The sequence below is a fragment of the Pseudomonas qingdaonensis genome, from assembly GCF_018398475.1.
Lineage (GTDB): Bacteria > Pseudomonadota > Gammaproteobacteria > Pseudomonadales > Pseudomonadaceae > Aquipseudomonas > Aquipseudomonas palmensis.
Genome location: NZ_CP074676.1, coordinates 3,056,025 through 3,082,438, shown reverse-complemented (window position 1 = coordinate 3,082,438; position 26,414 = coordinate 3,056,025). Strand labels below are relative to the sequence as shown.

At 65.9% G+C, this 26,414-nt stretch carries 25 protein-coding genes and 2 pseudogenes; 17 read left to right on the top strand and 10 right to left on the bottom strand.

Going from position 1 to position 26,414, the window contains the following annotated elements:
• Positions 1 to 36: 36 nt before the first annotated feature.
• The 4 genes and pseudogenes from KH389_RS14005 to KH389_RS27345 all read right to left on the bottom strand — a co-directional run.
• Complete coding sequence (locus tag KH389_RS14005) at positions 37 to 555, bottom strand: GrpB family protein (RefSeq protein WP_054914616.1); 519 nt, start codon at positions 553 to 555, stop codon at positions 37 to 39.
• Positions 556 to 574: 19 nt separating this feature from the next.
• Positions 575 to 1,198, bottom strand: a complete 624-nt coding sequence (locus tag KH389_RS14000) for an SMI1/KNR4 family protein (RefSeq protein ID WP_054914615.1) — start codon at positions 1,196 to 1,198, stop codon at positions 575 to 577.
• Between the two features lie 90 nt (positions 1,199 to 1,288).
• Positions 1,289 to 1,588 carry a nuclear transport factor 2 family protein gene (locus tag KH389_RS27350; protein ID WP_274611465.1) on the bottom strand — a complete coding sequence of 100 codons (300 nt, stop codon included), beginning with the start codon at positions 1,586 to 1,588 and terminating at the stop codon, positions 1,289 to 1,291.
• 69 nt (positions 1,589 to 1,657) lie between these two features.
• Positions 1,658 to 2,200: pseudogene (locus KH389_RS27345) on the bottom strand (GNAT family N-acetyltransferase); the annotation flags it as partial.
• A 184-nt stretch (positions 2,201 to 2,384) separates the two neighbouring features.
• Here KH389_RS27345 and KH389_RS13990 point away from each other — a divergent pair.
• On the top strand, positions 2,385 to 2,984 hold the full coding sequence (locus KH389_RS13990; RefSeq protein ID WP_058540104.1) for a DMP19 family protein: 600 nt from the start codon (positions 2,385 to 2,387) through the stop codon (positions 2,982 to 2,984).
• A gap of 35 nt (positions 2,985 to 3,019) precedes the next feature.
• On the opposite strand, the gene KH389_RS13985 is transcribed toward KH389_RS13990, so the two are convergent.
• From KH389_RS13985 to KH389_RS13975, 3 genes are all read right to left on the bottom strand, one after another.
• Positions 3,020 to 3,541, bottom strand: a complete 522-nt coding sequence (locus KH389_RS13985; protein WP_043861419.1) for a GNAT family N-acetyltransferase — start codon at positions 3,539 to 3,541, stop codon at positions 3,020 to 3,022.
• Between the two features lie 31 nt (positions 3,542 to 3,572).
• Positions 3,573 to 4,751: a GGDEF domain-containing protein gene (locus tag KH389_RS13980; RefSeq protein ID WP_080922866.1), complete on the bottom strand. Its 1,179-nt coding sequence runs from the start codon at positions 4,749 to 4,751 to the stop codon at positions 3,573 to 3,575.
• Between the two features lie 137 nt (positions 4,752 to 4,888).
• Positions 4,889 to 5,290, bottom strand: coding sequence for a GFA family protein (locus KH389_RS13975; protein ID WP_213605683.1), 402 nt, complete (start codon positions 5,288 to 5,290; stop codon positions 4,889 to 4,891).
• A 106-nt stretch (positions 5,291 to 5,396) separates the two neighbouring features.
• Here KH389_RS13975 and KH389_RS13970 point away from each other — a divergent pair.
• Positions 5,397 to 6,629: pseudogene (locus KH389_RS13970) on the top strand (M20/M25/M40 family metallo-hydrolase).
• A gap of 41 nt (positions 6,630 to 6,670) precedes the next feature.
• Here the strand turns inward: KH389_RS13970 and KH389_RS13965 are convergent.
• Positions 6,671 to 8,347 carry an MFS transporter gene (locus KH389_RS13965; protein ID WP_054914613.1) on the bottom strand — a complete coding sequence of 559 codons (1,677 nt, stop codon included), beginning with the start codon at positions 8,345 to 8,347 and terminating at the stop codon, positions 6,671 to 6,673.
• A 221-nt stretch (positions 8,348 to 8,568) separates the two neighbouring features.
• On the opposite strand from KH389_RS13965, the gene KH389_RS13960 reads away from it, so the two are divergent.
• On the top strand, positions 8,569 to 8,865 hold the full coding sequence (locus KH389_RS13960; protein WP_043861375.1) for a DUF3144 domain-containing protein: 297 nt from the start codon (positions 8,569 to 8,571) through the stop codon (positions 8,863 to 8,865).
• Positions 8,866 to 8,915: 50 nt separating this feature from the next.
• Positions 8,916 to 9,347 (top strand): hypothetical protein, encoded by a 432-nt coding sequence (locus KH389_RS13955; RefSeq protein WP_043861374.1) that lies wholly within the window; start codon positions 8,916 to 8,918, stop codon positions 9,345 to 9,347.
• 52 nt (positions 9,348 to 9,399) lie between these two features.
• On the opposite strand, the gene KH389_RS13950 is transcribed toward KH389_RS13955, so the two are convergent.
• Positions 9,400 to 10,146 (bottom strand): hypothetical protein, encoded by a 747-nt coding sequence (locus tag KH389_RS13950; protein ID WP_058540110.1) that lies wholly within the window; start codon positions 10,144 to 10,146, stop codon positions 9,400 to 9,402.
• Between the two features lie 166 nt (positions 10,147 to 10,312).
• On the opposite strand from KH389_RS13950, the gene KH389_RS13945 reads away from it, so the two are divergent.
• The 5 genes from KH389_RS13945 (at position 10,313) to KH389_RS13925 (ending at position 16,817) form a co-directional block, all read left to right on the top strand.
• Positions 10,313 to 10,822: a sigma-70 family RNA polymerase sigma factor gene (locus KH389_RS13945; protein ID WP_043861372.1), complete on the top strand. Its 510-nt coding sequence runs from the start codon at positions 10,313 to 10,315 to the stop codon at positions 10,820 to 10,822.
• Entirely contained in the window at positions 10,819 to 11,784 is a 966-nt protein-coding gene (locus KH389_RS13940; protein ID WP_054914610.1) for a DUF4880 domain-containing protein, read from the top strand. Before KH389_RS13945 ends, KH389_RS13940 begins: the two co-directional genes overlap by 4 nt.
• Positions 11,785 to 11,894: 110 nt before the next feature.
• Positions 11,895 to 14,300, top strand: a complete 2,406-nt coding sequence (locus KH389_RS13935; protein ID WP_058540112.1) for a TonB-dependent siderophore receptor — start codon at positions 11,895 to 11,897, stop codon at positions 14,298 to 14,300.
• A gap of 157 nt (positions 14,301 to 14,457) precedes the next feature.
• On the top strand, positions 14,458 to 15,555 hold the full coding sequence (nspC, locus tag KH389_RS13930; protein ID WP_043861418.1) for a carboxynorspermidine decarboxylase: 1,098 nt from the start codon (positions 14,458 to 14,460) through the stop codon (positions 15,553 to 15,555).
• Between the two features lie 26 nt (positions 15,556 to 15,581).
• Entirely contained in the window at positions 15,582 to 16,817 is a 1,236-nt protein-coding gene (locus tag KH389_RS13925; protein WP_043861369.1) for a saccharopine dehydrogenase family protein, read from the top strand.
• A 201-nt stretch (positions 16,818 to 17,018) separates the two neighbouring features.
• Here the strand turns inward: KH389_RS13925 and KH389_RS13920 are convergent, their stop codons facing one another.
• Positions 17,019 to 18,731, bottom strand: a complete 1,713-nt coding sequence (locus KH389_RS13920) for an amidase (protein ID WP_043861368.1) — start codon at positions 18,729 to 18,731, stop codon at positions 17,019 to 17,021.
• Positions 18,732 to 18,948: 217 nt separating this feature from the next.
• On the opposite strand from KH389_RS13920, the gene KH389_RS13915 reads away from it, so the two are divergent.
• From KH389_RS13915 to KH389_RS13880, 8 genes are all read left to right on the top strand, one after another.
• Positions 18,949 to 20,292: a GntT/GntP/DsdX family permease gene (locus tag KH389_RS13915; protein ID WP_078480339.1), complete on the top strand. Its 1,344-nt coding sequence runs from the start codon at positions 18,949 to 18,951 to the stop codon at positions 20,290 to 20,292.
• Positions 20,293 to 20,329: 37 nt separating this feature from the next.
• Positions 20,330 to 21,682, top strand: a complete 1,353-nt coding sequence (locus tag KH389_RS13910; RefSeq protein ID WP_116054272.1) for a D-serine ammonia-lyase — start codon at positions 20,330 to 20,332, stop codon at positions 21,680 to 21,682.
• 14 nt (positions 21,683 to 21,696) lie between these two features.
• A complete protein-coding gene (dsdC, locus tag KH389_RS13905) occupies positions 21,697 to 22,635 on the top strand; it encodes a DNA-binding transcriptional regulator DsdC (protein ID WP_213605682.1) in 939 nt (312 codons plus the stop codon).
• A 37-nt stretch (positions 22,636 to 22,672) separates the two neighbouring features.
• Complete coding sequence (locus KH389_RS13900; protein WP_213605681.1) at positions 22,673 to 23,170, top strand: VOC family protein; 498 nt, start codon at positions 22,673 to 22,675, stop codon at positions 23,168 to 23,170.
• A 161-nt stretch (positions 23,171 to 23,331) separates the two neighbouring features.
• Positions 23,332 to 24,048, top strand: coding sequence for an AzlC family ABC transporter permease (locus tag KH389_RS13895; protein WP_043861363.1), 717 nt, complete (start codon positions 23,332 to 23,334; stop codon positions 24,046 to 24,048).
• Complete coding sequence (locus KH389_RS13890) at positions 24,038 to 24,346, top strand: AzlD domain-containing protein (protein WP_043861362.1); 309 nt, start codon at positions 24,038 to 24,040, stop codon at positions 24,344 to 24,346. Before KH389_RS13895 ends, KH389_RS13890 begins: the two co-directional genes overlap by 11 nt.
• Positions 24,347 to 24,471: 125 nt before the next feature.
• Positions 24,472 to 25,446 carry a quinone oxidoreductase family protein gene (locus KH389_RS13885; protein WP_213605680.1) on the top strand — a complete coding sequence of 325 codons (975 nt, stop codon included), beginning with the start codon at positions 24,472 to 24,474 and terminating at the stop codon, positions 25,444 to 25,446.
• Between the two features lie 27 nt (positions 25,447 to 25,473).
• Positions 25,474 to 26,412, top strand: a complete 939-nt coding sequence (locus KH389_RS13880) for a LysR family transcriptional regulator (protein WP_213605679.1) — start codon at positions 25,474 to 25,476, stop codon at positions 26,410 to 26,412.
• The last annotated feature ends 2 nt before the right edge of the window (positions 26,413 to 26,414 follow it).

Genomic DNA, 26,414 nt, shown 5'->3' with positions numbered 1-26,414 from the left:
CGCGCAAAGCATAGCCACTGATTGCGGATATGCCCGTTAGACGCCGCCCTGCGACGGCACCTGGCCACGCATCGCGGCCTCGATGAATGGCGCCTTGCCGGCCAGGTACTCGCCGATACCGTCACGATTGGTTGCTTCAAGCTCAAGCTTCAACGCCTGGTAGCGCTGGCGAAGGTCGTCATCGCTGCGCAGCAGGTCGCGAAAGCGCAGCATCCAGGCAATCTGTGGGTGGCCCTGGGCACACACGTGCACCTTGTGGGTACGGATACCGTCGACATCACGACGGTAGAAGTGGTGGCCCGGCGACAGGTCGGAGCCGCGCACGTACCCCAGAGCCTGCATGTGGGCGTGGCGTGCTGCGGTTTCCCGATGCGCCTGGACCACCACCAGCACGTCGATCTCCGGCTTGGCGGCAAGGCCGGGTACGCCCGTGCTGCCCACATGATGGATGTCGATCAGTTCACTGCCAAAACCCTGGGCGATGCCTGCCCTGGCGGCCAGGTAGCGCTCGGGCCATTGGTTGTCGTAGGGGCGGATCTGACTGGTCAGCTTCATTGCGGCGTTTCCCTGGGAGTCATATTGGCCAGTCGCTTACCCGCGCGTTCCAGCGCTCACGGTGGCGTTCGCGCCAGCCGCGGCTGCCGGAATCGAGCCAGGCGAGGGTGGCCTGCACACTGTCCTGGCTGATGATGAAGCTGTCGATATGGTTGACGATGGTCTCTTCGGCCACATGCAGCAGGGCCAGGTAGTCGTTGAAGCTTTCGGCCAGCACCACGTATTCGTCGCCTTGCTGGCGGCGGCCGGTCCAGGCGGGCAGGGCGGCGACCATCGCGGCCACCTGCTGGCGCCCCTCGCGCAGGTCCAGCAGCAACAGGCTGGCGCCGCCGTCACGCCCGATCGGCAGCAGGCCGTGGGCAGGGTAGCCAGGGCGCTGGCGTGCGCGTTCCAGCTCGTAGGGGTTCGACTCCCATTCGCCGTCCAGGTCCAGCCCGTACAGCGAGAAGCTCATCAGCTCGCGTTCGCCGCTGGCCAGGGTGACCGCTACGTCGTACTCGAGGTAGGCGCCGTTGCAGGTCGTGAGAAATTCACGGTAGTCAGCCGGCAGGGGCGCGCCAAGGCTGGCCTCCAGCTGTGCAAGCGCAGCGTCGCTGGCGCCTTGCCGGGTGTCTTCGAGCATCAGCCCGCGGTAATCGGTCATCGAGGTGGCTCGCTGTACAGGGGCGGCAGATGATGCCGCGCATGGGCGCCGCAGGCAAACGGCGCGGGTGGGGCCGCACCGTTTGCGGCATTACGCGGCCGGGGTGCCTTGATGAAAGGTCATCTGCCAATGGCCATCGAGCCTGCGCCATACCGAGCTGCGCAGCGACGCGGTGTCGCTGTGGCAGGTATAGGTCACCAGCGCAACGTCCGGCGCCAGGGGGCGTACCTGAAAATCGCTGATCGTGCGCACCCTGAATGTCTGGACGGGCAGGCTGGAGAGCACATCCGCCTTGTGCCAGGCCTTGCCGCTGGCGCCAATCTCCATGAAGTCATCGGCCAGCAGCGTCGACAGCAAGGCCGTGTTGCTGCGTACGTCCTGCTGCAGCAGGCGTTGCTCCAGGTAGTGCAGGGTGGCTTCCAGCTCGCCAGCGGGTTGCGTTGCGGGGCTGGCGTCGCCGCGGCGCTTGCGCCATTCATCCTGCGTCAGCTCCCAGGTTTCCTGGGGCATCGGGCCACTGACGAAATTGCCGGGCTGCACGTGCAGCAGGTGCATGCCCTCGCGCAGCGATATGCGCCGTGACGCCAGGTTGCTCACGGCCTTGGGCACCTGCAGGGTCGGGCGATTCAAGGTGTCGAACCAGAAGCGGTTGATCACCTCGCACACCTCGCGCATGTAGCCCTTGCCTTGCCACTGCGGCGCCAGCCAGAAACCGCGGTGGTTGCCGGGGGTATCGTGCAGCGACACGCTGCCGATGCACTGCAGCGGGTTCTGCACCAGGCGGATCATCCAGTGCCATTCCTCGCCACGCGCCATGGCGGGCAGCGCCAGGTCGCGCACATACGTCAGTGCGCCGTCGTCCGGGTACGGCCAAGGCACGCGGCTGTCGAGATAACGCACCACCTCCCACTGCGGGAATAGTTGCTGGATCGCCGCAGCGTCGCTCAATTGCAGGGGCGTGAGCTGCAGGCGCGCGGTGGTGAAGGTAGGGATGCGGTTCATCTTGGCCTCGAAGCGGTAATGCATGGGGTGGGCGAGGGTGGGCAAGGTGTCGGCACCGAGGGTAAACCAAACCCATGCGCCAAGGCGATTGGATCGCGCAGGCCGGCACGCTGTAGCATGTGCGCCACGTTGGGCGCGACGCGCAAGGGGCGCGCCCTCACCACGCAATGACCATGGGGTGCGCATGAGCGACAACCAACCCTGCCGCGTCTGCGGCAACGTGATCCTGGCAAGCACCGCAGCGCGCACCGGCGGGTTGTGCATGCCCTGCAAGGGCGGCTACCGGGAGAACATCGAGAACGGCAAGCGCTACGCCCAGGAGCGCAAGCAGTACCTGGCCAGCCCGCAGGCGCTGTACTGGTCTGCGCTGGTCGACCGGGTGTTCCGCACGCCCCAGGGCTTTGCCGGGCTGGCACTGGCCGAGCAGCACTATTACGCGGTCAACGTGCTGCAGGGCGAGGTGTACAACGGCGGTTTCGACCAGTACTTCGGCAACTCCTCGGGCGATCACTACGCCAGCGCGTGCGCGGGGCTACGCGAACTCGGCGCGTTGCAGACCCTCGCGCTGCTGGAGGAGGCCAAGGGCCTGTTGTTCGGCGCCCAGGCAGTGCCTGCCGAGCAGGGCGAGCGTCAGTTGCGCATGCCCACCTATGCCGATGAGCCCGACCTGGCCTGCGAGGCCGCGCTGGATGCACTGGACACTCGCTTCTACCTCGACCCCGACCAGCTGGAGGAGCGCCTGGTGGCGTATGCGCGGCAACAGCAGCTGTTTGCTGCCGATTAGGTTTCGGGATCCTGTTCTGCCAGGGGCGCGCGGTGTCAGTCGTTGCGGGCCTGCACGGTATCCAGTACCAGCTCCATGCCCTGGGACATCAGCGCGCTGCCCGCGCGCAGCGGTTCGGGTGGCCCAATCGGCTTGAAGCCCAGCGCGGTGTACAGGTGCATGGCAGGGCTGTCCTGAATCGTGACCCCCAGCCGTACCCGCTGCATGTCGTGGCGGCGGGCCCAGTCCAGCGCTGCCTGCAGCAGTGCCCGTCCGGCGCCGCGCCCGCGGCAGGCCGGGTCGACCCACATCTGGAAGATCTCGGCAACGCCGGGCCCTGCACCGGCCAGCTTGCACCACACCAGCCCACAGGGCGCTTCGCCCTCCAGCGCAACAAACGCACGGCCCTGGCCGGAGCTTGCCGCCGCCTGCAAGCGCGCCGACCAGTCTTCATCGGTGCGCGTGGCCTCCGAGCCGTAGGTGCTGCCGAACGCATCCGGCGAGTCCTGCAGTGACTGCAGGCGCAGGTCGCGGTACAGCGGCCAGTGCGAGGGTTCGAGTGCTGTTGTGGCGATCATGCTGCTGTTCACCTTATCCATTGGTACTGCCTCAAGGCGTGTGCAGGGGTTCGCCAGCGGCTGCGGTGCGGTCCACCACGCGAATACTGTCACGTCCACCGCGCTTGGAGGCGTAGAGCGCGCTGTCGCTTTGTTCGATCAGGGCCGTGAGGCTGCCCGGCGGCTGGTCGAACAGGTTGGCGCCGATGCTCAGGGTCACTGGCGCAGGCGTGGGGAACAGCTGCGCGGCGGCCTGCCGGAACTGCTCGCGCAAGGCACCGCCCAGCGCCAGGATACGTTCGGTGGGGGCGTTGTTGAGCAGAATCACGAACTCATCGCCACCCAGTCGCGCCGCCAGGGCGCCGGTGGGCAGCACCGCGCGGATCATCTCGCTCAGGTCGACCAGCAGGCGATCACCGGCGCTATGCCCGAACAGGTCGTTGACCAGCTTGAAGTTGTCGATATCGATCAGTAGCAACGCTCCGGGCCGCGTGGCCGACACGTCTTCGAGCAGGCGCGGCGCACGGACTTCCAGGGCGCGGCGGTTGTACAGGGCCGTCAGCGGGTCACGGGCGGCCAGGCGGGCGATGCGTTTTTCTCGCCGGTAGCGCTCGGTGCCGGTCATCGACAGCGCAATCAGCATGATTGCCATGGCGCCTTCCACCAGCGAGATCTGGATGATCTGGCCGCGGAACGCCGCCAGGTCGATCAGCGTGCCGGGCACCACCGCCGTGATCGCCTTGGCCACGTAGAACAGGCCGTGCATCAGCAGCACGTAGCGCAGTTGCACCGCCCCCACGCTCAACGACTTGCCATGCGGGCGCAGCAGTGCACTGGCCTTGAGCGCCAGCAGCGCCACCAGCAGCGAGTTGACCAGCAGCATCAGCTTGGACCATTGCGGCTCCTCGGGTACCACCAGCAGCGCGAGCCATACCACGAAGACCAGGTACCAGCCCCGCGACAGCTGGGTTTGCGTGAAACGCCCGACACCCAGCAGGAACAGCCAGTGCGCCGTCACCAGCAGGCCATTGGCGAACCAGATACCGATCAGCAGCAGGCCGCTGCTGCGCAGCAGCGCGAGGGTACAGCCCACGGTGATGGTGGCGAACCCGGCGCTCCAGAACAGCAGCGAGGGTTCACGCACGCTGCGCCACTCGATCGCCAGGTACAGCGCGGCGGCCGCGGCGAGGGCGATCGTGATGGTGAGCATCGTGGGTGGGTCTAGCGCCATGGCGAGCGGGCCTGCGTGAAGTGCACGGAAAGCGGCGATTGTAAGCGTTTGAATCGGTTTTTCGCAGTGCTTGCGCGAAGCGTTTCAGCCGGCTGTCGCAAACCTGGGCCAGCCTGTCGCGGACAGTGCAAAAGACCCTATCGACCCTGTGGCCAATGGTCCTCGATTGCGTACCACGGCGCCTTCGAAGCCACCTCCACATGGCGCTGCCTGTCGAACGTCATGGGTGAGTCCAGGATGCCCAGCGCAATCGAGATCCAGTCGGCATGGTCCCCCTGTGAGCGCGACCAGAACAGCGATGAACCGCAGTCGCCACAGAACTGGCGCGCCACCGACTCGGACGATGCGTACGACTTGAGCCGCTCGCCTCCCTGCAGCAGTTGCAGGTCGTCGCGCCTGACGCTGGCGTAGCTGGCGAACGCCGCCCCGTGGCCCTTGCGGCACTGGCTGCAATGGCAGTGCGAAACCGCCTTGAGGGGCGCGCTGAGCTGATAACGGATGGCGCCGCACAGGCAGCTGCCCTGGTACTGGTGTGTCATGGAAGGTCCAACCCGGTTGCTCGCAATACAGGGCCGACAGTCTAAGCTGATCCCTTGCCCGTCATGTAACACACCCTTTTGCCACCCTGCACCGAGGCCCCGCCCTATGCCGTTGTTTCGCCCTCCCTACGCCAGCGCCCTGGCGCTCTGCCTGTCCTTCGCCTGTACCGGCGCCATCGCTTCCCCCGCCCAGGACCTGCTGGAAAAAGCCAAGGCCGAGCAGTCGAGCTACCTGGATACCCTCAAAACCCTGGTATCGGTGGACACCGGTACCGGCACCCAGCAAGGCCTCACCGACGTCGGTGCACTGCTGGTCAAGCGCCTGGAGGCCCTGGGCGCCACGGTGCAGACCAGCGCCGCCACGCCCTCGGTGGGCAACAACATCGTCGGCACCTTCAAGGGCAGCGGCAGCAAGCGCTTCATGCTGATGGTGCATTACGACACCGTGTTCGGCCCCGGCACCGCCGCCAGGCGCCCGTTTCGCATCGAGGGCGAGCGTGCCTATGGCCCCGGGGTGGCCGACGCGAAGGGCGGGGTGGCGATGATCCTGCATGCGATCAAGCTGCTGCAGGATGTGCGCTTCAACGACTACGCCACCCTGACCGTGCTGTTCAACCCCGATGAAGAAATGGGCTCGCTCGGCTCCCGGCAGATCATTGCCGAGCTTGCGCGCAAGCATGACTACGTCTTCTCCTACGAGCCCCCGAACAAGGACGCGGTGACGGTGGCCACCAACGGCATCAACTAGCTGCTGCTGGAAGTGCGCGGTCGCTCGGCACACGCCGGCTCCGCCCCTGAAGACGGGCGCAACGCCTTGACCGAGCTGGCGCACCAGGTGGTGCAGCTCAAGGACCTGGGCGACCCGGCCAAAGGCACCACGGTCAACTGGACCCTGGCCAAGGCCGGCGAGAAAGCCAACATCATCCCGGCGCTGGCCACCGCCGAAGCCGACATGCGCTATGCCGACCTGTCCGAAAGCGACCGCGTGCTGGCCGACGCGCAACGTATCAGCCAGGCCCGGCTCATCGCCGACACGCAGGTCACGCTGACCCTGCGCAAGGGGCGCCCGCCGCTGGCCAGAAATGAAGGCTCCGCCGCCCTGGCCAGCACTGCCCAGCAGTTGTATGGCCAGATCGATCGCAGCCTGGAGCCCATCGCCATGCGTTTTGGCACCGACGCCGGCTATGCCTATGTGCCCGGCAGCGCCACGCCGGCGGTGCTCGAAACCATGGGCGTGGTCGGGGCCGGGTTGCACGCCGACGATGAATACATCGAACTGTCCAGCATCGCGCCGCGCCTGTACCTGACGGTGGCGATGATCCGGCACCTCTCGCAGTAGGCTGCACCGCGCCCTCCCGGCACCCGGGAGGGCGGGCGGTTTCAGCTGTGGTTGATGTCGCGGTCCTTGGTCTCGGGCAGGAAGAAGGTACCCAGGATGGCGGTCATCACCGCGATCACGATCGGGTACCACAGCCCGTAGTAGATATCCCCCGTGGCCGCGACCATGGCGAACGCCACCGTGGGCAGGAAGCCGCCGAACCAGCCGTTGCCGATATGGTAGGGCAGCGACATCGAGGTGTAGCGGATACGCGCCGGGAACAGCTCCACCAGCCACGCGGCGATCGGCCCGTAGACCATGGTCACGTAGATCACCAGGATGGTCAGCAGCAACAGCACCATGGGGTAGTTGGTCTTGTTCGGGTCGGCCTTTTCCGGGTAGCCGGCGTCCTTCAGGGCCGCGCCCAGGGTGGCGGCGAAAGCATCGTTCTGCGTCTTGAAGTCGGCGGCCGGCAGGCGGCTGCCGTCGAAGCTGGGCACCACCGTGCTGCCGATGCGCACCTGCGCCACGCTGCCGGGCTCGGCCTTTTCGTTCACGTAGGGGATCGCGCGCTTGGCCAGCACGCTCTTGGCCACGTCGCACGAACTGGTGAAGCGCGCCTTGCCCACCGGGTCGAACTGGAACGAACACTGCGCCGGGTCGGCGACCACCGTCACCGGGTTGCGTGCCTGGGCACTGAACACGTCGGGGTTGCCGTACTGGGTCAGCGCATGAAAGATCGGGAAGTAGGTCAGCGCCGCCAGGATGCAGCCGGCCATGATGATGCCCTTGCGCCCGATGCGGTCGGACAGGCTGCCGAAGATGACGAAGAACGGCGTGCCGATCAGCAGCGAACCGGCAATCAGCAGGTTGGCGGTCTGCGGGTCGATCTTGAGCGTCTGCAACAGAAAGAACAGCGCATAGAACTGCCCGGTGTACCACACCACCGCCTGGCCGGCGGTACCGCCGAGCAGCGACATGATCACCACCTTGAGGTTGTCCCAGCGGGCGAACGACTCGGTCAGCGGCGCCCTGGATGCCTTGCCTTCGGCCTTCATCCGGTTGAATACCGGCGACTCGCTCAGTTGCAGGCGGATGTACACCGACACGATCAGCAGCAGAATCGACAGCAGGAATGGTATGCGCCAGCCCCACGCCTCGAACGCCTCGGTGCCCAGCACGGTACGGCACGCCAGGATCACCAGCAGCGACAGAAACAGCCCCAGCGTGGCGGTGGTCTGGATCCACGAGGTGAAAAAGCCGCGCTTGCCGGGCGGTGCGTGCTCGGCCACGTAGGTGGCGGCGCCGCCGTATTCACCGCCCAGCGCCAGGCCTTGCAGCAGGCGCAGGGTGATCAGGATCACCGGGGCCGCCACGCCGATGCTCGAATAGCTGGGCAACAGGCCCACCACCGCGGTGGACACGCCCATGATCACGATGGTGATGAGGAAGGTGTGCTTGCGTCCGATCATGTCGCCCAGGCGGCCGAACACGATGGCGCCGAACGGCCTTACCGCAAACCCGGCGGCGAAGGCGAGCAGGGCGAAGATGAAGGCAGTGGTTTCGTTGACCCCGGCAAAGAAGTGCTTGGCGATGATCGCCGCCAGGGAGCCATACAGATAGAAGTCGTACCACTCGAACACGGTGCCCAGGGACGAGGCAAAGATGACCTTGCGTTCCTCTTTGGTGATCCCGCGCCTGGGCGCACTGCCTGTGGAAGTGCTGTCGATTGTCGCCATGAGTTTTCTCCGGATTGTTGTTGTAGGCCGGAACACCCACTGCCACTTCACCCAAGCCCTGGGGCTGATGTCATCGGACTACGCAATGCGCACAGACACCTCGCAGCGCTGCCCGCTCGTTTGAAGCATAATCAGCTTCGCGCAGATATCCACTCGCCGACGGTTGGCCGGACGGCAGGAGGGGGCTGCAATAACCAGACGTGATGAGAAAGGGACACGCAATGCCGCAAAATGCTGACGACTCGTTCTACGACCGCGCCGACGCCCATATAGAGCTGTCCAACGAGCAGCTCGGGCAGGTCCAGGACCTGGGCAAGGTGAGTGCCTCGATGATGTTCGGCACCACCCGGTTCAATGCCTGGGTGAGTGCGCGCAACTTCAAGTCGGGGGAAGAAATGGCACAGGCACGCGAGGCGATGCTCACGTACTTCTGCGACCAGTACCGGATGATGCTCGAAGACAACCTGGACGACCATATCAACAACTTTGCGACGTACATGCAGGGTTCGGCCAAGTAACGCGTTGCCCGCTTCGCCGGCAACGCCGGCTCCTACAAGGAAGAACCGTTATGGCAGGTGAATACAATCTGGCGCTGGTGATTGCCGCGGCGCTCAGCGCGCTGGCGGCCGTGCTGCACGTGGGTACGATCATCGCGGGGCCGTCCTGGTATCGCCTGTTCGGGGCGGGTGAGCGCTTCATCCGGGCGGCGGAGGCGGGCCGGACCTTTCCGGCGGTGGTCACGGCAGCGATTGCGCTGGTGCTGCTGAGCTGGGCGGCCTTTGCATTGTCGGGGGCGGGCGTGATTGCGCCGCTGCCGTTGCTGCTGCCGGCGTTGTGCGCGATCACGCTGGTGTACCTGCTGCGCGGTATCGCCGGGCCCTTCGTGCTGGCCAATACCGGGCGCAGCCAGCGCTTCATCGTGGTGAGCTCGCTGGTGTGCCTGGGGTTCGGGGTGGTGCACCTGGTGGGGCTGGTGCAGGTCTGGGGCCGCCTGGGCTGATCCGCGAATGGCCGGGCGAGGGCGCCGGGCCGGTGCCGCCACCCGGTCGGCCTCAGGCCTGTGCAGCCACACTGGCCATGAACAACCCCAGTTTTTTCTGGAAGTCGGCCACCTGCTGGTTGCCGGTGTCCTCGTTGCAGCGCAGCTCCCATTTCAGGCGTGATACCTGGCGCTGCACCGCATCGCACTCGGTATCCAGTTGCACCAGCCGGTTCAACTGTTCGCTGCGTTGCCCGGCCTGCTGGCTCAGCTCCACGAACCGCCAGGATTTGCCCGGCTGGATGTGGGTCTTGCGATAGCTGACCTGCAACGTGGGGCGTTCATCGTGCAGGTTGAGGTTGAGGTAGAACTTGATCTGCTTTTTCAGCACGCTCTGCAGGTTGAGATCGTCCACCACCTCGCGACGGCCGCTCAGGTAGTCCTCGATGAACGGCAGGTTGTCGCGGTTCTGCTCACTGAAAGTCGCCGGTTCGATCAGTGCCGGGGTCAGGTTGACGGCAATCTTCTCGAATTCCAGAAAGTAGGTGTGGATGTCGTCGAGCAGCGCCTTGCGCTCGTCGTGAAGCCGCTGCAGGTGCTGTTCGCTGTCGTGCAGTGCCTGGGCCAGCGCCGGCGATGTCTTGTCCGGGCTGTGCTTGCCCTGCAACGAGCGGAAGGCATAGCGGGCGAGGAAGTCGGACAGTGCCTCTTCCCCTCGGGCCGCCAGTGCCACTGCCTGGGCCTGCAGGTCGGCGGCCGCGCCCTCGAGGTCGCAATTGCGGAGCTTGGTCAACAAGGTGGTGAGTGTCGCTTGATCCATATGCAGCCCTCCCTTTGGCTGCCTCGCACAGTACTGCACCTGAGCGCCGGCCTGCCAGTGTCGGTGAAGCAGGTTGTTTCGGCGGCAATCATAAAAATCCACCGCAAGCTAATGAGAAGTATTACCATGCACGACTCCCGTCAGCCTGCGTCCCGGAACCCTGCCGATGCATCCACTTTCCAGCACCCACCATGCGGTGGGCGAACTCTACGTTCAACACCACAGCTGGTTGACGCAGATGCTGCGCCGCAAGCTGGGCAACCGGGAGCAGGCGCTGGACCTGGCGCAGGACACCTTCGTGCGCATCCTGCGCAGCGAGGCACCGCCGGTGTACCGCGAGCCGCGCGCCTACCTCACCACCGTGGCCAGCCGCCTGTGCATCCAGTACTTTCGGCGCCATGCGCTGGAGAAGGCCTACATGGAGTCGCTGGCGCATCTTGAACCGGCGCTGGTGCCGTCCCCGGAAACTCGCCTGCTGGTGCTCGAGGCGCTGGACGCGGTGGGCCAGGTGCTCGATGGGCTGGGCAGCAAGGTGCGCGAGATCTTCCTGCTGTCACAGCTTGACGGTCTGACCTACGCGCAGATCGCCGAACACCAGGGCCTGACGGTGAACGTGGTGCAAAAGGCCATGCTCAAGGCCTACCGACACTGCTATGCGGCGGTCTACGGCGCATGAGCCGCTTCGCCCGGATCGACAACCAGCCGCTGGACCCCGGCGTGGTAGAGCAGGCCATGCTGTGGATGGTCACCCTGCAGTCGGGTGTCAGCAGCCTGGCCGAGCAGCAGGCCTGCCAGCACTGGCGCAATGAAAACCCCCAGCATGAACTGGCCTGGCAGCGTCTTGCCGGGCTCACCCATGACCTGCGCCAGGGCACCAGGACGTTACCGGCCGCCGGCGCGCGCGGATTGCTGCAGGCACGTGGCACTGCGTCGCGGCGCAATGTGCTCAAGGGCTTCGCCGGGCTGGGGGTGGTACTGGCGGCTGGCCTTAGCGTGCGTGAGCGGGTGCTGCTGCCGGAACTGTTCAGTGACTACCGCACCACCACCGGCGAGCGTCATCACGTGGCGTTGTCTGGCGAGGTGGAGCTGACCCTGGATACCCGCACCGGCGTGGATGCTCACGCAGACGTGCTGGCGCTCAACCTGGGGCGGATCATGCTCACCCTGGGGCAAGGTGCTTCGCTGGCGGTGCGCACCGCCAATGGCTGGGTACGCCCCGAGCCCGCCTCGCGGCTGGTGGTCAGCCAGGGCCTGCCCGGGGTGTCGGGTACCCAGGTGCAGGTGCTGGCAGGCAGTGCCTCGATCGCCTGGGCCGGCAGCACCCGCATGACCTTGAGCGCCGGCCAGCAGGTGGCGTTCGGGCAGCAGGTCGGCAGTGTCGAACCCCTCGACGCGGGCGCCCAGGCCTGGGTTGACGGCCTGCTGATTGCCGAGCGCATGCCACTGGGCCGGGTGTTGGCCCAGCTCGACCGCTACCGGCGCGGCGTACTGCGCTGCGATCCGGCGGTGGCGGCCTTGCAGGTGTCGGGTTCGTTCTCCCTCGATCGGCCCGATGCCAGCCTCGACCTGCTGGCCAGTGTGTTGCCGATACGGGTACAGCGTGTGTTCGGCTACTGGGCAAACGTGGTCGTGGCCTGAGAACGATTATTTTTAACAGCGGCGGCAGTTTTTTCCATCTCATGCATCAAGACCAGGGAAGACGCTGAAAAACAGCGCATCGCCAACACCCTCAACCCATGGAATTGTTTATGCACAGCCGCCTCACTCCGCTTGCCGGTGCCTTGCGCACGGCCATCCTCGGGCTTTCCCTCGTGTGCGCCAGCCAGGGCGTACTGGCCGGCGCCGATGCCCACGCCACCCACGCCTTCCATATCGACGCCGGCAACCTCGATCGCGTGCTCGGCGCATTCGGCCAGCAGGCCGGGGTGATGATCGCGGTCGACTCGGCCCTGACCCAAGGCATCCACAGCAGCGGCCTGGACGGCAGCTACGCCATCGCCGAGGGCCTGGAGCGGCTGCTCGCACCCAAGGGCCTGCAGGCGATGCCCGAAGGCGAGGGCTACCGGGTAATGCCAAGGCTGGCCACCGGCAGTGCGCAGCTGGAGCTGCAGGCCACCGAAGTCAGCGCCAACCAGCTGGGCACCATCACCGAAGGCACCGGCTCCTACACGCCGGGCACCATCGCCACCGCCACGCGCATGGTGCTGACCCCGCGGGAAACCCCGCAGTCGATCTCTGTGGTCACGCGCCAGGCCATGGACGATTTCGGCCTGAACGCCATCGACGATGTGATGCGCCACACCCCCGGCATCACCGTGTCGACCTACGACAGTGAACGTACCAACTACTATTCGCGCGGCTTCTCCATCGTCAACTTCCAGTACGACGGCATCCCGACCCTGCGTGACGCGCAGTACTCGGCCGGGCAGACCCTTACCGACATGGCGATCTATGACCGGGTCGAGGTGCTCAAGGGCGCCACCGGCCTGCTCACCGGCGCGGGCGGCCCCGGTGGCACGATCAACCTGATCCGCAAGAAGCCGACGGCCGACTTCAGGGGGCATGTGGACCTGGGCGCCGGCTCCTGGGACAACTACCGCTCGGAGATCGACCTCAGCGGCCCGCTGACCGACAGTGGCAACGTGCGGGGCCGGGCGGTGGCCGCCTATCAGGACAAGCACTCGTTCATGGACCATTACGAGCGCAAGACCAGCGTGTACTACGGCATCCTGGAAGTGGACCTGGACGAAGACACCCTGCTGACCCTGGGCGCCGACTACCAGGACAGCGACCCCAGGGGCTCGGGCTGGTCGGGCAGCCGTCCGGTGTACGACTCCCAGGGCAACCCCATCAGCCTGCCGCGTTCGTTCAACAATGGCGCCAAGTGGAGCAGTTGGGAGCAGTACTCGCGCACGCTGTTCGCCACCCTGGAGCATCGCCTGGCCAATGACTGGGTCATCAAGGGTCAGTACAACCACCAGATCAATGGTTATGACGCGCCACTGGGCTCGGTGTCGCCCGACACCCCGACCGTGTCGTCGATCTATTCGCGCAAGTACACCGGCGAAACCACCAGCGACAGCGGCGACCTCTACGCCACCGGGCCGTTCAGCCTGTTCGGGCGCGAACACCAACTGGTGGTGGGTGGCTCGGTGTCCAGCTCGCACTGGAAGGGCGACAACTACAACAACGTCACCTACTTCGACAACGAATACGATCTGGAGAGCTGGCACGGCCAGGCCATCGAGCCGGACTGGGGCTCGGTGACAAAGCGCAACGACGAAACCACCCGGCAAAGTGGCGGCTACCTGACTGCGCGCTTCAGTGTCACCGATGACCTTTCGCTGCTGCTGGGCAGCCGCCTGGCAAACTTTCAGGTCACCGGCACCAGCGACAGCCAGGAGAGCGGACGGCTGGTGCCCTATGCCGGGGTGGTGTACGACCTCAACAGCAACTTCTCTGCGTATGCCAGCTACACCGATATCTTCCTGCCGCAGACGGCCTACCGTGACAGCCGCAACAGGATGCTCGAGCCCAACGAGGGCCAGAACTACGAGGTGGGCATCAAGGGTGAGTTCTACGACGGTCGCCTGAACACCAGCCTGGCCTACTTCGAAGTGCACGAAGATAACCGCCCGCAGGCCGACACGTTCTACAACGCCAGGCCAACCAACCCCGACATCGACTACGCCTACATGGGCATCAAGTCCAGAACCAAGGGCTACGAGGCAGAGGTGTCCGGGGAGCTGGCGCCCGGCTGGCAGGTGCAGGCCGGCTACACGCACAAGGTCAGCCGCGACCAGGGCGGGGCCAAGGTAGCTACCTGGGAGCCCGAAGATCAGCTCAACCTCTACACCACCTACAAACTTGGCGGGCGCCTCGACAAGCTCACCGTGGGCGGTGGGGCACGCTGGCAGGGCAAGGGCTGGCAGGTCCTCAACAACTACGCCAAGGGCACCAATGACACCTTCACCCAGACCCCGTACTGGCTGGTCGACCTGATGGCGCGCTACCAGTTCACCGAGCACCTGTCGGCGTCGGTCAACGTCTACAACCTGTTCGACAAGTACTACTACACCAACATCGGCTTCTATAACTCCTCGTACTACGGTGACCCGCGCAACGTGATGTTCAGCACTCGCTGGGACTTCTGACGTCCAGGCCCGCTCCCGTGTGGGGGCGGGTTCGACCTGCGATGGGTGCACCCGAAAAATCCGCGTCGGGCAAAAATCACTTCCGAGCTTTCGATTCCCGTGCAGTGAAGGCACAATGCGTGTCCTTTTTTTGGCCGGCCTTGCCGGGGGCCTCGAAATGATCAAGACGCCGTACTACCTCATCGACAAAACCAAGCTGCTGCACAACATGCAGAAGATCGCCTATGTGCGCGAACAGTCCGGGGCCAAGGCCCTGCTGGCGCTCAAGTGCTTCGCCACCTGGTCGGTGTTCGACCTGATGCAGCAGTACATGGACGGCACCACCTCGTCCTCGCTCTACGAGCTCAAGCTCGGCCGCCAGAAGTTCGAAGGCGAGACCCACGCCTACAGCGTGGCCTGGGCCGACGATGAAATCGACGAGATGATCGAGAACTGCGACAAGATCATCTTCAACTCCATCGGCCAGCTGCAGCGCTATGCCCAGGCCACCGAAGGCAAGGTGCGCGGCCTGCGCGTCAACCCGCAGGTGAGCAGCTCGGACTACCTGCTGGCCGACCCGGCGCGCCCGTTCAGCCGCCTGGGCGAATGGGACCCGGTCAAGATCGATGCGGTCATGTCGCAGATCTCCGGCTTCATGTTCCACAACAACTGCGAGAACGGCGATTTCGGCCTGTTCGACCAGATGCTCAACACCATCGAAGAGCGCTTCGGCGAGCTGCTGCACAAGGTCGAGTGGGTGAGCCTGGGCGGCGGTATCCACTTCACCGGCGAAGACTATGCACTGGATGCATTCTGCGCGCGCCTGAAGGCGTTCTCGCAGAAGTACGGCGTGCAGGTGTACCTGGAGCCGGGCGAAGCGGCGATCACCCAGAGCGCTTCGCTGGAAGTGACCGTGCTCGACACCCTGTACAACGGCAAGCACCTGGCCGTGGTCGACAGCTCCATCGAGGCGCACATGCTCGACCTGCTGATCTATCGCCTCAACGCCAAGCTGGCGCCCAGCGAGGGTGAGCACACCTACATGGTATGCGGCAAATCCTGCCTGGCCGGGGATATCTTCGGCGAGTATCAATTCGATCGTCCGCTGGCCATCGGCGATCGGCTGTCGTTCATCGACGCGGCAGGCTACACCATGGTCAAGAAAAACTGGTTCAACGGTTTGAAGATGCCATCCATCGTAGTGAAACAACTTGACGGTACTGTCGAGGTGGTTCGCGAATTTGGTTTTGACGACTACCTGTCCAGCCTCTCGTAAGCTGGCGGAAAGGAGAGATAAAGAAATTGAAGAAAAACGTTCTTATCATTGGTGCAGGAGGTGTCGCCAAGGTGGTGGCCCACAAGTGCGCGCAGCACAACGACGAACTCGGTCGTATTGCCATCGCGTCACGCAACATCTCCAAATGCCAGGCCATCATCGACAGCGTCAAGGCCAAGGGTAGCCTGAAGGTACCCGCCGACATCACGGCCTTTTCGCTCAATGCTCTGGATGTCGAGGCAACCAAGGCGCTGATCCGCGAAACCGAATCGCAGATCGTGATCAACGTCGGTTCCGCCTTCCTCAACATGTCGGTGCTGCGTGCCTGCATCGATACCGGCGTGGCCTACCTGGACACCGCCATTCACGAAGAACCGGGCAAGATCTGCGAGACGCCGCCCTGGTATGGCAACTACGAGTGGAAGCACCTCGAGGAATGCCAGCAGAAGAACATCACCGCCATTCTTGGCGTGGGCTTCGACCCGGGTGTGGTCAATGCCTATGCAGCACTGGCGCAACAACAGTATTTCGACCGCATTGATTCGATCGACATTCTCGACGTCAATGCCGGCTCCCATGGCAAGTATTTCGCCACCAATTTCGACCCGGAAATCAATTTCCGTGAATTCACCGGACAGGTGTGGAGCTGGCAGAACAGCCAGTGGACCAGCAACACCATGTTCGAAGTCAAGCGTACCGACGACCTGCCGGTGGTGGGTTCGCAGAACCTGTACCTGACCGGCCATGACGAAGTGCACTCGCTGTCCAAGAACCTCGACGTGCCGAACGTGCGTTTCTGGATGAGCTTCGGCGAGCACTACATCAATGTGTTCACCGTACTGAAGAACCTGGGCCTGCTGTCCGAGCAACCGGTGAAGACCGCCGAGGGCCTGGAAGTGGTGCCGCTCAAGGTGGTCAAGGCCGTGCTGCCGGATCCGTCTTCGCTGGCGCCGGGCTACACCGGCAAGACCTGCATTGGCGACCTGGTCAAGGGCACCAAGGACGGCCAGCCACGCGAAGTGTTCATCTACAACGTGGCTGATCACGAAGAGGCCTATGCCGAGACCGACAGCCAGGGCATCTCCTACACCGCGGGCGTGCCGCCGGTGGCGGCGGCCCTGCTGGTGGCCCGTGGCGAGTGGGACGTGCAGCGCATGGCCAACGTCGAGGAACTGCCGGCCGAGCCGTTCCTGAAGGCGCTGGACGTGATGGGCCTGCCTACCCGCATCAAGGACGAGAACGGCGATCGTCCCTGGAACTGACGGGTTCAGGCTGACAAAAAAAGGGGGGCGCCGTGATGGCGTCCCCCTTTTTTGTCTGATAGTTCGTGGCGATCGGTCTTGCGAGCGCTGCGCGCTCGATCGCGGGTCAAGCCCGCTCCCACAGGAAATGTGCGCTGGGTTCGGACCCAGTGATGTTCTCTGTGGGAGCGGGCTTGACCCGCGATAGGCACCAACCTCTATCTATTTACGGCGTGCCAGCATTGGGGTTCGCGGCGGTATCAAGCGCTTTGAACCCGTAGCCTCGAACGCCGAGGCCAGGCGCAGCAACGCCGAGTCATCATACGCCCGCCCGGCGAAGGTCAGCCCCACCGGCATGCCGATGTCCGCCATCACCCCCATCGGCACCGTCACCGTCGGCACCCCAAGGTGACGGATCGCCAGGTTGCCGTTGGCCACCCACACCCCGTTGCTCCAGGCAATATCCGCCGAGGCCGGGTTCACATCGGCATCGGCCGGGGCCACATCGGCCACCGTCGGGAACAGCACCGCATCCAGCCCCAGCCTGTCCATCCAGTCTTCCAGGTCGATGCGCCGCGTCTGCTCCAGCCCGCGCAGTCCATCGGGCAGGGTAGCGATCTGGTCCCACGGCGTGATGCCGCGCTCGGCCATGCGCACATACTCGTCCATGCCCGCCGCCAGGTCGCCCTCGCGGTTGGGCAGGGTGCCGGGGTCGTGGGGGAAGATCTTCGGCCCGTCCACGTCCACCAGGCGGTTGAGCTGCGGGTCGCCGTTGGCCTGCAGGAAGTCGTCGAAGGCCCAGGCCGTCAGGTCCCACAGTTCATGGTGCAGGAATGCCTTGGACACCAGGCCCCGATTGAACACGGTGGGGGCACCTGGGCGGTCGCCCTCGCAGTTCGATACCAGCGGGAAATCCACTTCGAGCACCTCGGCGCCGGCCGCTTCCAGTGCCTTGCGCGCCGCCTCCCACAGTGCGATCACCGAAGGCCGCGTGTTGATGCGCTGGCCGGTCGGGCCGCCGATGCCGGGGCTGTCCGAGGTGCCGGCATCCGGGTCCTTGTTGATGTACATGCGCGGGATGCCGAAGCGCTTGCCGGCCAGCGCCGCGCTGTCCGCCGCCAGTTGCGGGTAGGCGGCGGGGCGCACCGAGGCCACGCTGGGGATCGGCACCCAGGGCTGCAGGCGCCACAGGTCGCCACGGGTATCGGGGTCTTCGGCCACCACCACGTCGAGCACTTCGAGCAGGTCGGCCATGGTGCGGGCGAAGGGCACCACCACGTCCATGGTCGGCGTCAGCGGCCAGTTGCCGCGCACCGAGATCACCCCGCGCGAAGGGGTGTAGGCGCACAGGCCATTGTTGGAGGCCGGGCCGCGGCCGCTGGACCAGGTTTCCTCGGCCAGGCCGAACGCGGCGAAGCTGGCCGCCGTGGCCGTGCCCGCGCCGTTGGACGAGCCCGAGGCGAAGGGTGCGGTGAGGTAGGCGGCGTTGTACGGGCTTTCGGCCCGGCCATACACGCCGCGCTGCATGCCGCCGTTGGCCATGGGCGGCATGTTGGTCTTGCCCAGGCAGATCGCCCCGGCCCCGCGCAGGCGCTCGATGGTGAAGGCGTCGCGGTAGGCCACCAGGTTGGCGAAGGCCGGGCTGCCGGAGGCGGCGGTCATGCCCTTGACCAGGTAACTGTCCTTGGCGGTGTAGGGGATGCCGTCGAGCGGGCCGAGGGGCTTGCCCTGGGCACGACGCTCGTCGGATGCCTGGGCTTCGCGCAGGGCTTCGGGGTTGCGTACCACCACCGCATTGAGCGCGGTGGGCGTGTCTGCGCCGTCGTAGGCATCGATGCGGGCGAGGTAGGCCTTCACCAGCTCGACCGAGGTGGTCTGGCCCGATTCGAGGGCGGCGCGCAGCTGCGCAATGGAAACTTCGGTGACTTCGATCATGCGGTGGTTACCAGCGGCCAAAGGGGTCATGAGTGATGGCGGGAATCATAGCGGTTTAAGGTTCAGGTGTCCGCCCGGCGAGGGCCCTGGCAGATGACCTCAGATCACCTGTGCGCTGAAAAACCATCCTTTGTAAAGGCCTGCCTGCGTGCCGCCTAATCGCCTCCGACCGCGCCCTGCGCGGCAATCGCTCACTAAAACAAATAAAGGCGAAGTCATGCACGAAGACGCAGGTTTGTTACTGATATTGATGGCGGCCATCGGCCTGATCGTGGTGCTGGTGGTCAGGTTTCGGGTGCACTCGTTCCTGGCCCTGATGCTGGCCAGTTTTGTGGTGGGCGCCGGGGCCGGCATGCCGCTGCCGGCCATCGCCGATTCGTTCGAGAAGGGCATGGGCGGCACCCTGGGTTTTCTTGCGGCGGTGATCGGCCTGGGCAGCATCCTGGGCAAACTGCTGGAGGTGTCGGGCGGCGCCGAACGCATTGCGCGCTCGCTGCTCGACGCCCTGGGTGAACAGCGCACGGCGTGGGCCATGATGCTGGTGGGCTTCGTGGTGGGCATACCGGTGTTTTTCGAAGTCGGTTTCGTGTTGCTGATACCACTGATCTACGTGGTGGCCCGCCAGACCCGGCTCAACATCCTCTACGTCGGCCTGCCACTGGCCGTATCGCTGATGACCGTGCACTGCATGCTGCCGCCGCACCCGGCGGCAATGGCCATCACCCAGCTGCTGGGGGGCGACGTGGGCAAGGTGATCCTGTACGGGCTGATCGTCGGCCTGCCGACCGCGGTGATTGCCGGCCCGGTATGGGCCACGCTGGTGTGCCCGCGGCACGCTGCGCCCGACGCGCAGGCCGCGCCAGAGCCTGCCGCCACGCCAGCCGCTGGCCAGTCGATGCCGGGCCTGGGCCTGACCCTGCTGGTGATTCTGCTGCCGCTGCTGCTGATGGTGGGCAAGACCCTGGCCAGCATGACCCTGGCGCCCGAGGCCGGGCTGTACCGGCTGATGATGTTCCTCGGCAACCCGCTCACTGCCCTGGCCATCGCGGTGTGCTTCGCCTACTGGGCGCTGGGCCTGCGCCGTGGCCTGGGCATGGCGCGGTTGCAGGCGCTGACTGCCGGCTCCTTCACCCCGCTGGCCAGTATCCTGTTGATCATCGGTGCCGGCGGTGCCTTCAATGGCGTACTGATCGACAGCGGGGTCGGCAAGGTACTGGCCAGCACCCTGTCGCAGTGGGACCTGAACCCGATCCTGCTGGCCTGGTTCGTCGCCGGGCTGATGCACCTGGCGGTCGGCTCGGCCACCGTGGCAATGGTCAGCGCCGCCGGCATGGTGCTGCCGCTGCTGGACGCGATGCCGGGGCAGAACCGCGAGATCGTGATCATTGCCATTGGCGCCGGCGCGATTGGCTGGACTACCGTCACCGACTCGGCGTTCTGGGTGGTCAAGGAATACCTGGGCGTGTCGCTGGGCGAGGCGCTCAAAAAATTCACCGCCGCGACACTGCTGGCTTCGGTCGTGGCCCTGGGCATGACCCTGTTGCTGTCGCACTGGGTATGAGCCTGCCCGTACTACCGTCACTTTTCTGGAGAACCGCATGATTCACGACAAGACCCTGGACCAGTGGCAGCACAGCCACCCCTTGATCGCCGACCTGGTGCGCCTGCAACCGACCACCTGGTTCAACCCGGGCCTGGCCCCGACAGCGCAGGCGCTGGGCGACGTGCCGCTGACCCTGGCCGATGTGGACGACGCCAGCGCGCGGCTGGAGCGTTTTGCCAGCTACATTGCCTCGGCCTTCCCGCAGACGGCGGTGAGCAAGGGCATCATCGAGTCGCCCCTGCTGCCGTTGGCGCAGGTGCAGGCCGCGCTGTGCGCCGAAGCGCAGGTACCCGTGCAGGGCGCGCTGTGGCTCAAGGCCGACAACCTGCTGCCGATCTCCGGCTCGATCAAGGCGCGTGGCGGTATCTACGAGGTGCTCAAGCACGCCGAAGACCTCGCATTGGCGGCGGGCATCCTGCAGCCTGGGGATGACTACGCGAGCCTCGACAGCGACCGCGCGCGGGCATTTTTCGGCCAGTACAGCGTGGCGGTCGGCTCCACCGGCAACCTGGGCCTGTCCATCGGCATCATGAGTGCGCGCCTGGGCTTCAAGGCCAGCGTGCACATGTCGGCCGACGCCCGGCAGTGGAAGAAGGACCGCCTGCGCAGTTGCGGGGTGGAGGTGATCGAGTATGCGTCCGACTACAGCGTGGCGGTGGAGCAGGGGCGCCAGCAGGCCGAGGCCGACCCGCGCTGCCATTTCGTCGATGACGAGAACTCCATCAACCTGTTCCTCGGCTACGCGGTGGCGGCGCGTCGCCTGCAACGCCAGCTTGAAGCGGCGGGCATCAGGGTGGATGCCGAGCACCCGCTGTTCGTCTACCTGCCATGCGGCGTTGGTGGTGGCCCTGGCGGGGTGGCATTCGGTCTGAAGCAGATCTTCGCCGACGCGGTGCACTGCGTGTTCGCCGAGCCGACCCATTCGCCCTGCATGCTGCTGGGGGTGTACACCGGGCTGCACGAGCAGGTCAGCGTGTACGACTTCGGCATCGACAACCGCACCGCCGCCGACGGCCTGGCGGTGGGGCGCCCGTCCGGGTTTGTCGGGCGCTCCATGCAGCGCCTGATCGACGGCTATTACACCGTTCCCGACGAGCAGCTGTATCGGCAACTGGCGCAACTCGAAGCCATCGAGGGCCATCGCCTGGAACCCTCGGCGCTGGCCGGGCTGCCGGGGTTCCTGCGGGTGACCGGGGAACGGCAGGGCTATCGCCAGCGCCTGGGCCTGAGCGCGCAGCGCCTGGCCAATGCCACGCACCTGGTGTGGGGCACCGGCGGCAGCATGGTGCCGGACGATGAAATGCAGGCGTATCTGGCGCAGGGCCGTACACTGCTGGCCGGACACTAGCGGAACCTGCCCCGATGCTGAACCTGCCCCCGCGTTTGAGCGCACGCCTGAACAGCTCGCAATTTGCCAACCTGCACACCTTTCTGGTGGCGGCGCGGCACCTGAGCTTTGCCCAGGCAGCCGAGGAGCTGTGCCTGACCCCCAGTGCGGTGAGCCACCGTATCGCCCGCCTGGAGCAGGCCCTGGCGCTGCGCCTGTTCGAGCGGCTGACCCGGCGCATACGCCTGACAGCCGAGGGCGAGCGGGTGTTCGCGATACTGCAGGGGGTGATGGAGCAGTTGGGCGATGCCCTGGAGCCATCGCCCGAGGCCGAGCTGCGCGGGGCGGTGGCGTTGTATGCGCGCCCGTCCGCAGCGCAATGCTGGCTGGTGCCGCGCCTGGCCGACTTCCACCAGCGCTACCCGAACATCGCGCTGGACGTGCGGGTGGGCAACGATGCGGTCGACTTTCGCACGCACAACATCGACCTGGCGCTGCTGTACGCCAATGGCGAGTTTCCCGGCCTGGTCAGCCATGCGCTGATGAGCGAGACCATCGCCCCGGTGTGCAGCCCGCGCTATGCCGAGCTGCACCAGCTGTTCGACAACCCTGCCAATCTGCGCCAGTGCACCTTGCTGCACGATGCACTGGCCTGGGAGAACGCGGTGTTCGATGCCGAGTGGCAACTGTGGGCTGGCCAGCAGGGGCTGCTGGACGCCTTGCCGCAGCGCGGCCTGACCTTCGATCGGTCGGACCTGTGCGTGACGGCGGCCATCCACCACGCCGGTATCGCCATCGGCCGCCAGCGCCTGGTGCAGGCGCGTATCGACCAGGGCGAGCTGGTGCTGCCGTTCGGCGGGTTTTCCCAGCCGGGGCGCTATGACTACTTTCTGGTTCACCCGCCGCGCGACCCGTTGCCCCGGCGGGTGCAGGTACTGATCGACAGGCTCAAGGGTTGCGCCGCGGGCGACTAGACTGCAGAGGTCTGTCGCTTTTCTGTGGAGAACCACGATGAACAGCAAGAACACGATCTGCCTCTGGTACGACGGCGCGGCGCTGGAGGCTGCCACCTTTTACGCCAGCATCTTTCCCGACAGCGCGGTGGGCGCCGTGCACCGTGCCCCCGGCGACTTCCCTGCCGGCAAGCAGGGCGATGTACTGACCGTGGAGTTCACGGTCATGGGCATCCCGTGCCTGGGCCTCAATGGCGGCTCGGCCTTCCATCACAGCGAGGCGTTCTCGTTCCAGGTGGCCACCGACGACCAGGCCGAGACCGACCGCCTGTGGCAGGCGATCATCGGCAACGGCGGCCAGGCCAGCGTGTGCGGCTGGTGCAAGGACAAGTGGGGGCTGTCGTGGCAGATCACCCCGCGCGCGCTGACCGCCGCGATCACTCACCCCGACCCGGCTGCGGCCAAGCGTGCCTTCGACGCGATGATGCAGATGGACAAGATAGACATCGCCGCCATCGAGGCCGCCTTGCGACCCCAGGCACCGGCGCGAGAGTAAATTCGCCGACAACTGCACAACAGGCTTTGTGACGCGCGTGTGTGCGGGCATAGTAGCGCCCGCACGCCAGCGCGCGCGTGCGTCACTATAAAACGAGCGGTTCGGCATGCGCCCCTTCGGGCCGGTGCATGACAAGATCGCCACACGAAGGAGGCTGTGCCTTGTCAACCGTAGAGAAGCATCTATCCAGGCTTGCGTGGAGCGACGTCTGGGCTGGCTTCAAGCAACTCTTGCCGATTTCCCTGTTCGTCGTGGTGTTCGGTGTGGCCTTCGGCCTCGCTGCAGCCCAGACCGGGCTGGGGGACGCGGCGACCCTGCTGATGAGCGCACTGGTGTTCGCCGGTGCCTCGCAGTTCGCCGCGCTGGAACTGTGGGGCGAGCAGGTACCGCTGGTGCCGCTGATTATCACCGTGTTCGCCATCAATGCCCGTCACCTGCTGATGGGCGCCACGCTGTACCCGTGGCTGCGCGAGCTGCCCACTGCCCGGCGCTACGGCGTGATGCTGGTGGTGTCCGACGCCAACTGGGCGATGGCCATGCAGGCATTGAACGCCGGCAAGCCGGGCCTGGGCCTGGTGCTGGGCGGCGGTATCGCGCTGTGGTCGGCGTGGTGCCTGGGCAGTTGGCTGGGGCTGCATTTCGGCAATGCGATCCACGACCCGGTCAGCCTGGGCCTGGACATGGTGATGGGCTGCTTTCTGCTGGCGATGGTGCTGGGCGGGCACAAGAGCCTGCGCATGCTGATGATCTGGATCGTGGCGGCCGGTTCATCGCTGCTGGCCTACTGGTACCTGCCGGAGAACAGCCACGTGGTGGTGGGCGCGCTGGCGGGCGGCATTCTGGGTGTGGTGTGGATGGAGAACAAGCATGAACGTTGAAACTGCAGGCGCCGGCACGCTGCTGCTGGTGGTGATCATGGGCCTGGTGACCCTGGCCACCCGTTGGGGGGGTGTGTTCGTGATGTCGTTCGTGCCCATCAACTACCGCGTGCAGCAGTTCATCAGCGCGATGTCCGGCTCGGTGCTGGTGGCGGTGCTGACGCCGTTGGCGGTGAACGGCGACAACGGCGCACGCCTGGCGCTGCTGAGCACGGCGGTGGTGATGCTGCTGGTGAAAAAGCCGCTGCCGGCGATTGCGGCAGGCATTGTGGCAGCGGCGCTGGTGCGGGCGCTGTAGGGGGCCGAAGGGCATGTGGCATTGCTGCATCAGGTGCACATATGTTCGGCAATGGCGCTGTATTGTCGTTTACGGGTGCGCTAATTAGCCTTTGCAGACCTTCAACCACTGCAAGAGGCAACATCATGGTGACTTCAATCACGCTCCAGGCGGTAGGCGCCCCCGAGGTGATGCAGCTTCAGGCCGGCGCCGTGCAAGCGCCAGGCCCGGGCCAGGTGTGGCTTGAACAGGCCGCGATCGGCGTCAACCCGCTGGACATCAACCAGCGCAAGGGCGCCGTGCCGATTGCCTTGCCGTCCGCGCTGGGCCTGGAAGGTGCCGGCACCGTGCGGGCGCTGGGGGCGGGCGTGACCGAGGTGGCCGTGGGCGACCGTGTGGCCTATGCCACCGGGCCGCTGGGTGGCTATGCCAGTGCACGCCTGTACCCGGCCGAGCGTCTGGTCAGGCTGCCCGCTGCCGTGTCGTTCGAAGACGCGGCTGCCGTGCTGTTCAAGGGCATCACCGCCCAGTACCTGCTCAAGGCGAGCTACCCGGTAGGCCCCGGCACGCGTGTGCTGATCTACGGTGCGGCGGGGGCGGTAGGGCAGATCATGGTGCCGTGGGCCAGGCACCTGGGCGCCCATGTGATTGGTGTGGTGTCCAGGGCGCAAAGCGTCGAGCGCGCCAAGGCGGCCGGCTGCAATGCGGTGCTGGTGTTCGACGCAGCCACGTTGGCGGCCCAGGTGAGCGAGCTGACCCAGGGCCACAAGGTCGATGTGGTCTACGATTCGGTCGGCCGGGTGAGCTGGGAGGCGTCGCTGGACAGCCTGCGCCCGCGCGGCACGCTGGTGTCGTTCGGCGCCACCAGCGGCGCGCCCCCAGCGGTCGAGGTGGGCACGCTGAACGCCAAGGGCTCGCTGTTCCTCACCCGGCCGTCACTGGCGGCACATACCGCCAGCCCCCAGGAGTACCAGCAGCGCGCGCAGGATGTGCTGGATTCACTGGCGGCGGGTATCATCCAGCCGCACATATGGCAACGCTACCCCCTGGCCGACGTGGCCAGCGCCCATGCTGCCATCGAGCAAGGCCGGTCCCAGGGGGCGGTCGTGCTGATCCCCTGACCGACGCGCACGAGGCCGACCTCACCGATGGACCCTTTCGACAGCCGTCAGGCCGATGAATTTGCCACCTTGCTGGCGCTGCACGAGCACGGCTCGTTCGCTGCCGCCGGCCGGGTGCTGCAACGCCATGCCTCGGTGCTGTCCAAGCGCCTGGCGGCTCTGGAGCAGCGCCTGGGTATCCGCCTGGTGGAGCGAACCACCCGGCAACTGCGCTTCACCGACGAGGGCACGCGGCTGGTGGAGCGCCTGCAGCATGCCGCCAGCCTGATCAGCACGGCCGAACTCGAGGCCTGCAACGGTGCGGCGCAGGTGCGCGGGCGGCTACGCGTGGCGCTGCCGGGGGCGATGGGCCGGCGCTGGCTGAGCCCGCTGGTGGCCGGGTTTTCCCTGGCCTACCCCGAGGTGACCGTCGACGTCGACTATGCCGACCGCTTCGTCGATATCGTGGGCGAAGGCTTCGACGTGGCCGTGCGCGTCGGCGAGCTGGCCGACAACCGGCTGGTGGCGCGCAAGCTGTGCGAGCACACGCGCATCCTGTGCGCTGCGCCGGCCTATCTGCATCGTCACGGCGCACCGCAACGGCCATCCGACCTGGCCGGGCACAATTGCCTGGGTTTCAGCGGCTTGCGTTCGTTCCCCGACTGGCGCCTGAACGGGCAGGGCGGGCAGCAGACGGTGCGGGTGCAGGGCAGCCTGATCAGCAATGACAATGAAGCACTGCTGGTGGCAGCGCGCAGCGGCGTGGGGATTCTGGCCGGTGGCGACTGGATGATGCACCAGGACCTGGCCGAGGGGCGCCTGGTGCGGGTGCTACCCCAGTGGCAGCTGGACTCGGCGTCGGGCATCTACCTGATGCGGCCTTCGGCGCGCTTCACCACGGCCACTACCCTGGCGTTCAAGCACTGGATGGAGGCGGCCTTCGCCAAGGGGGCGCCATGGCAGCGCGCTGGGGCGTCTGCCGCATAGCA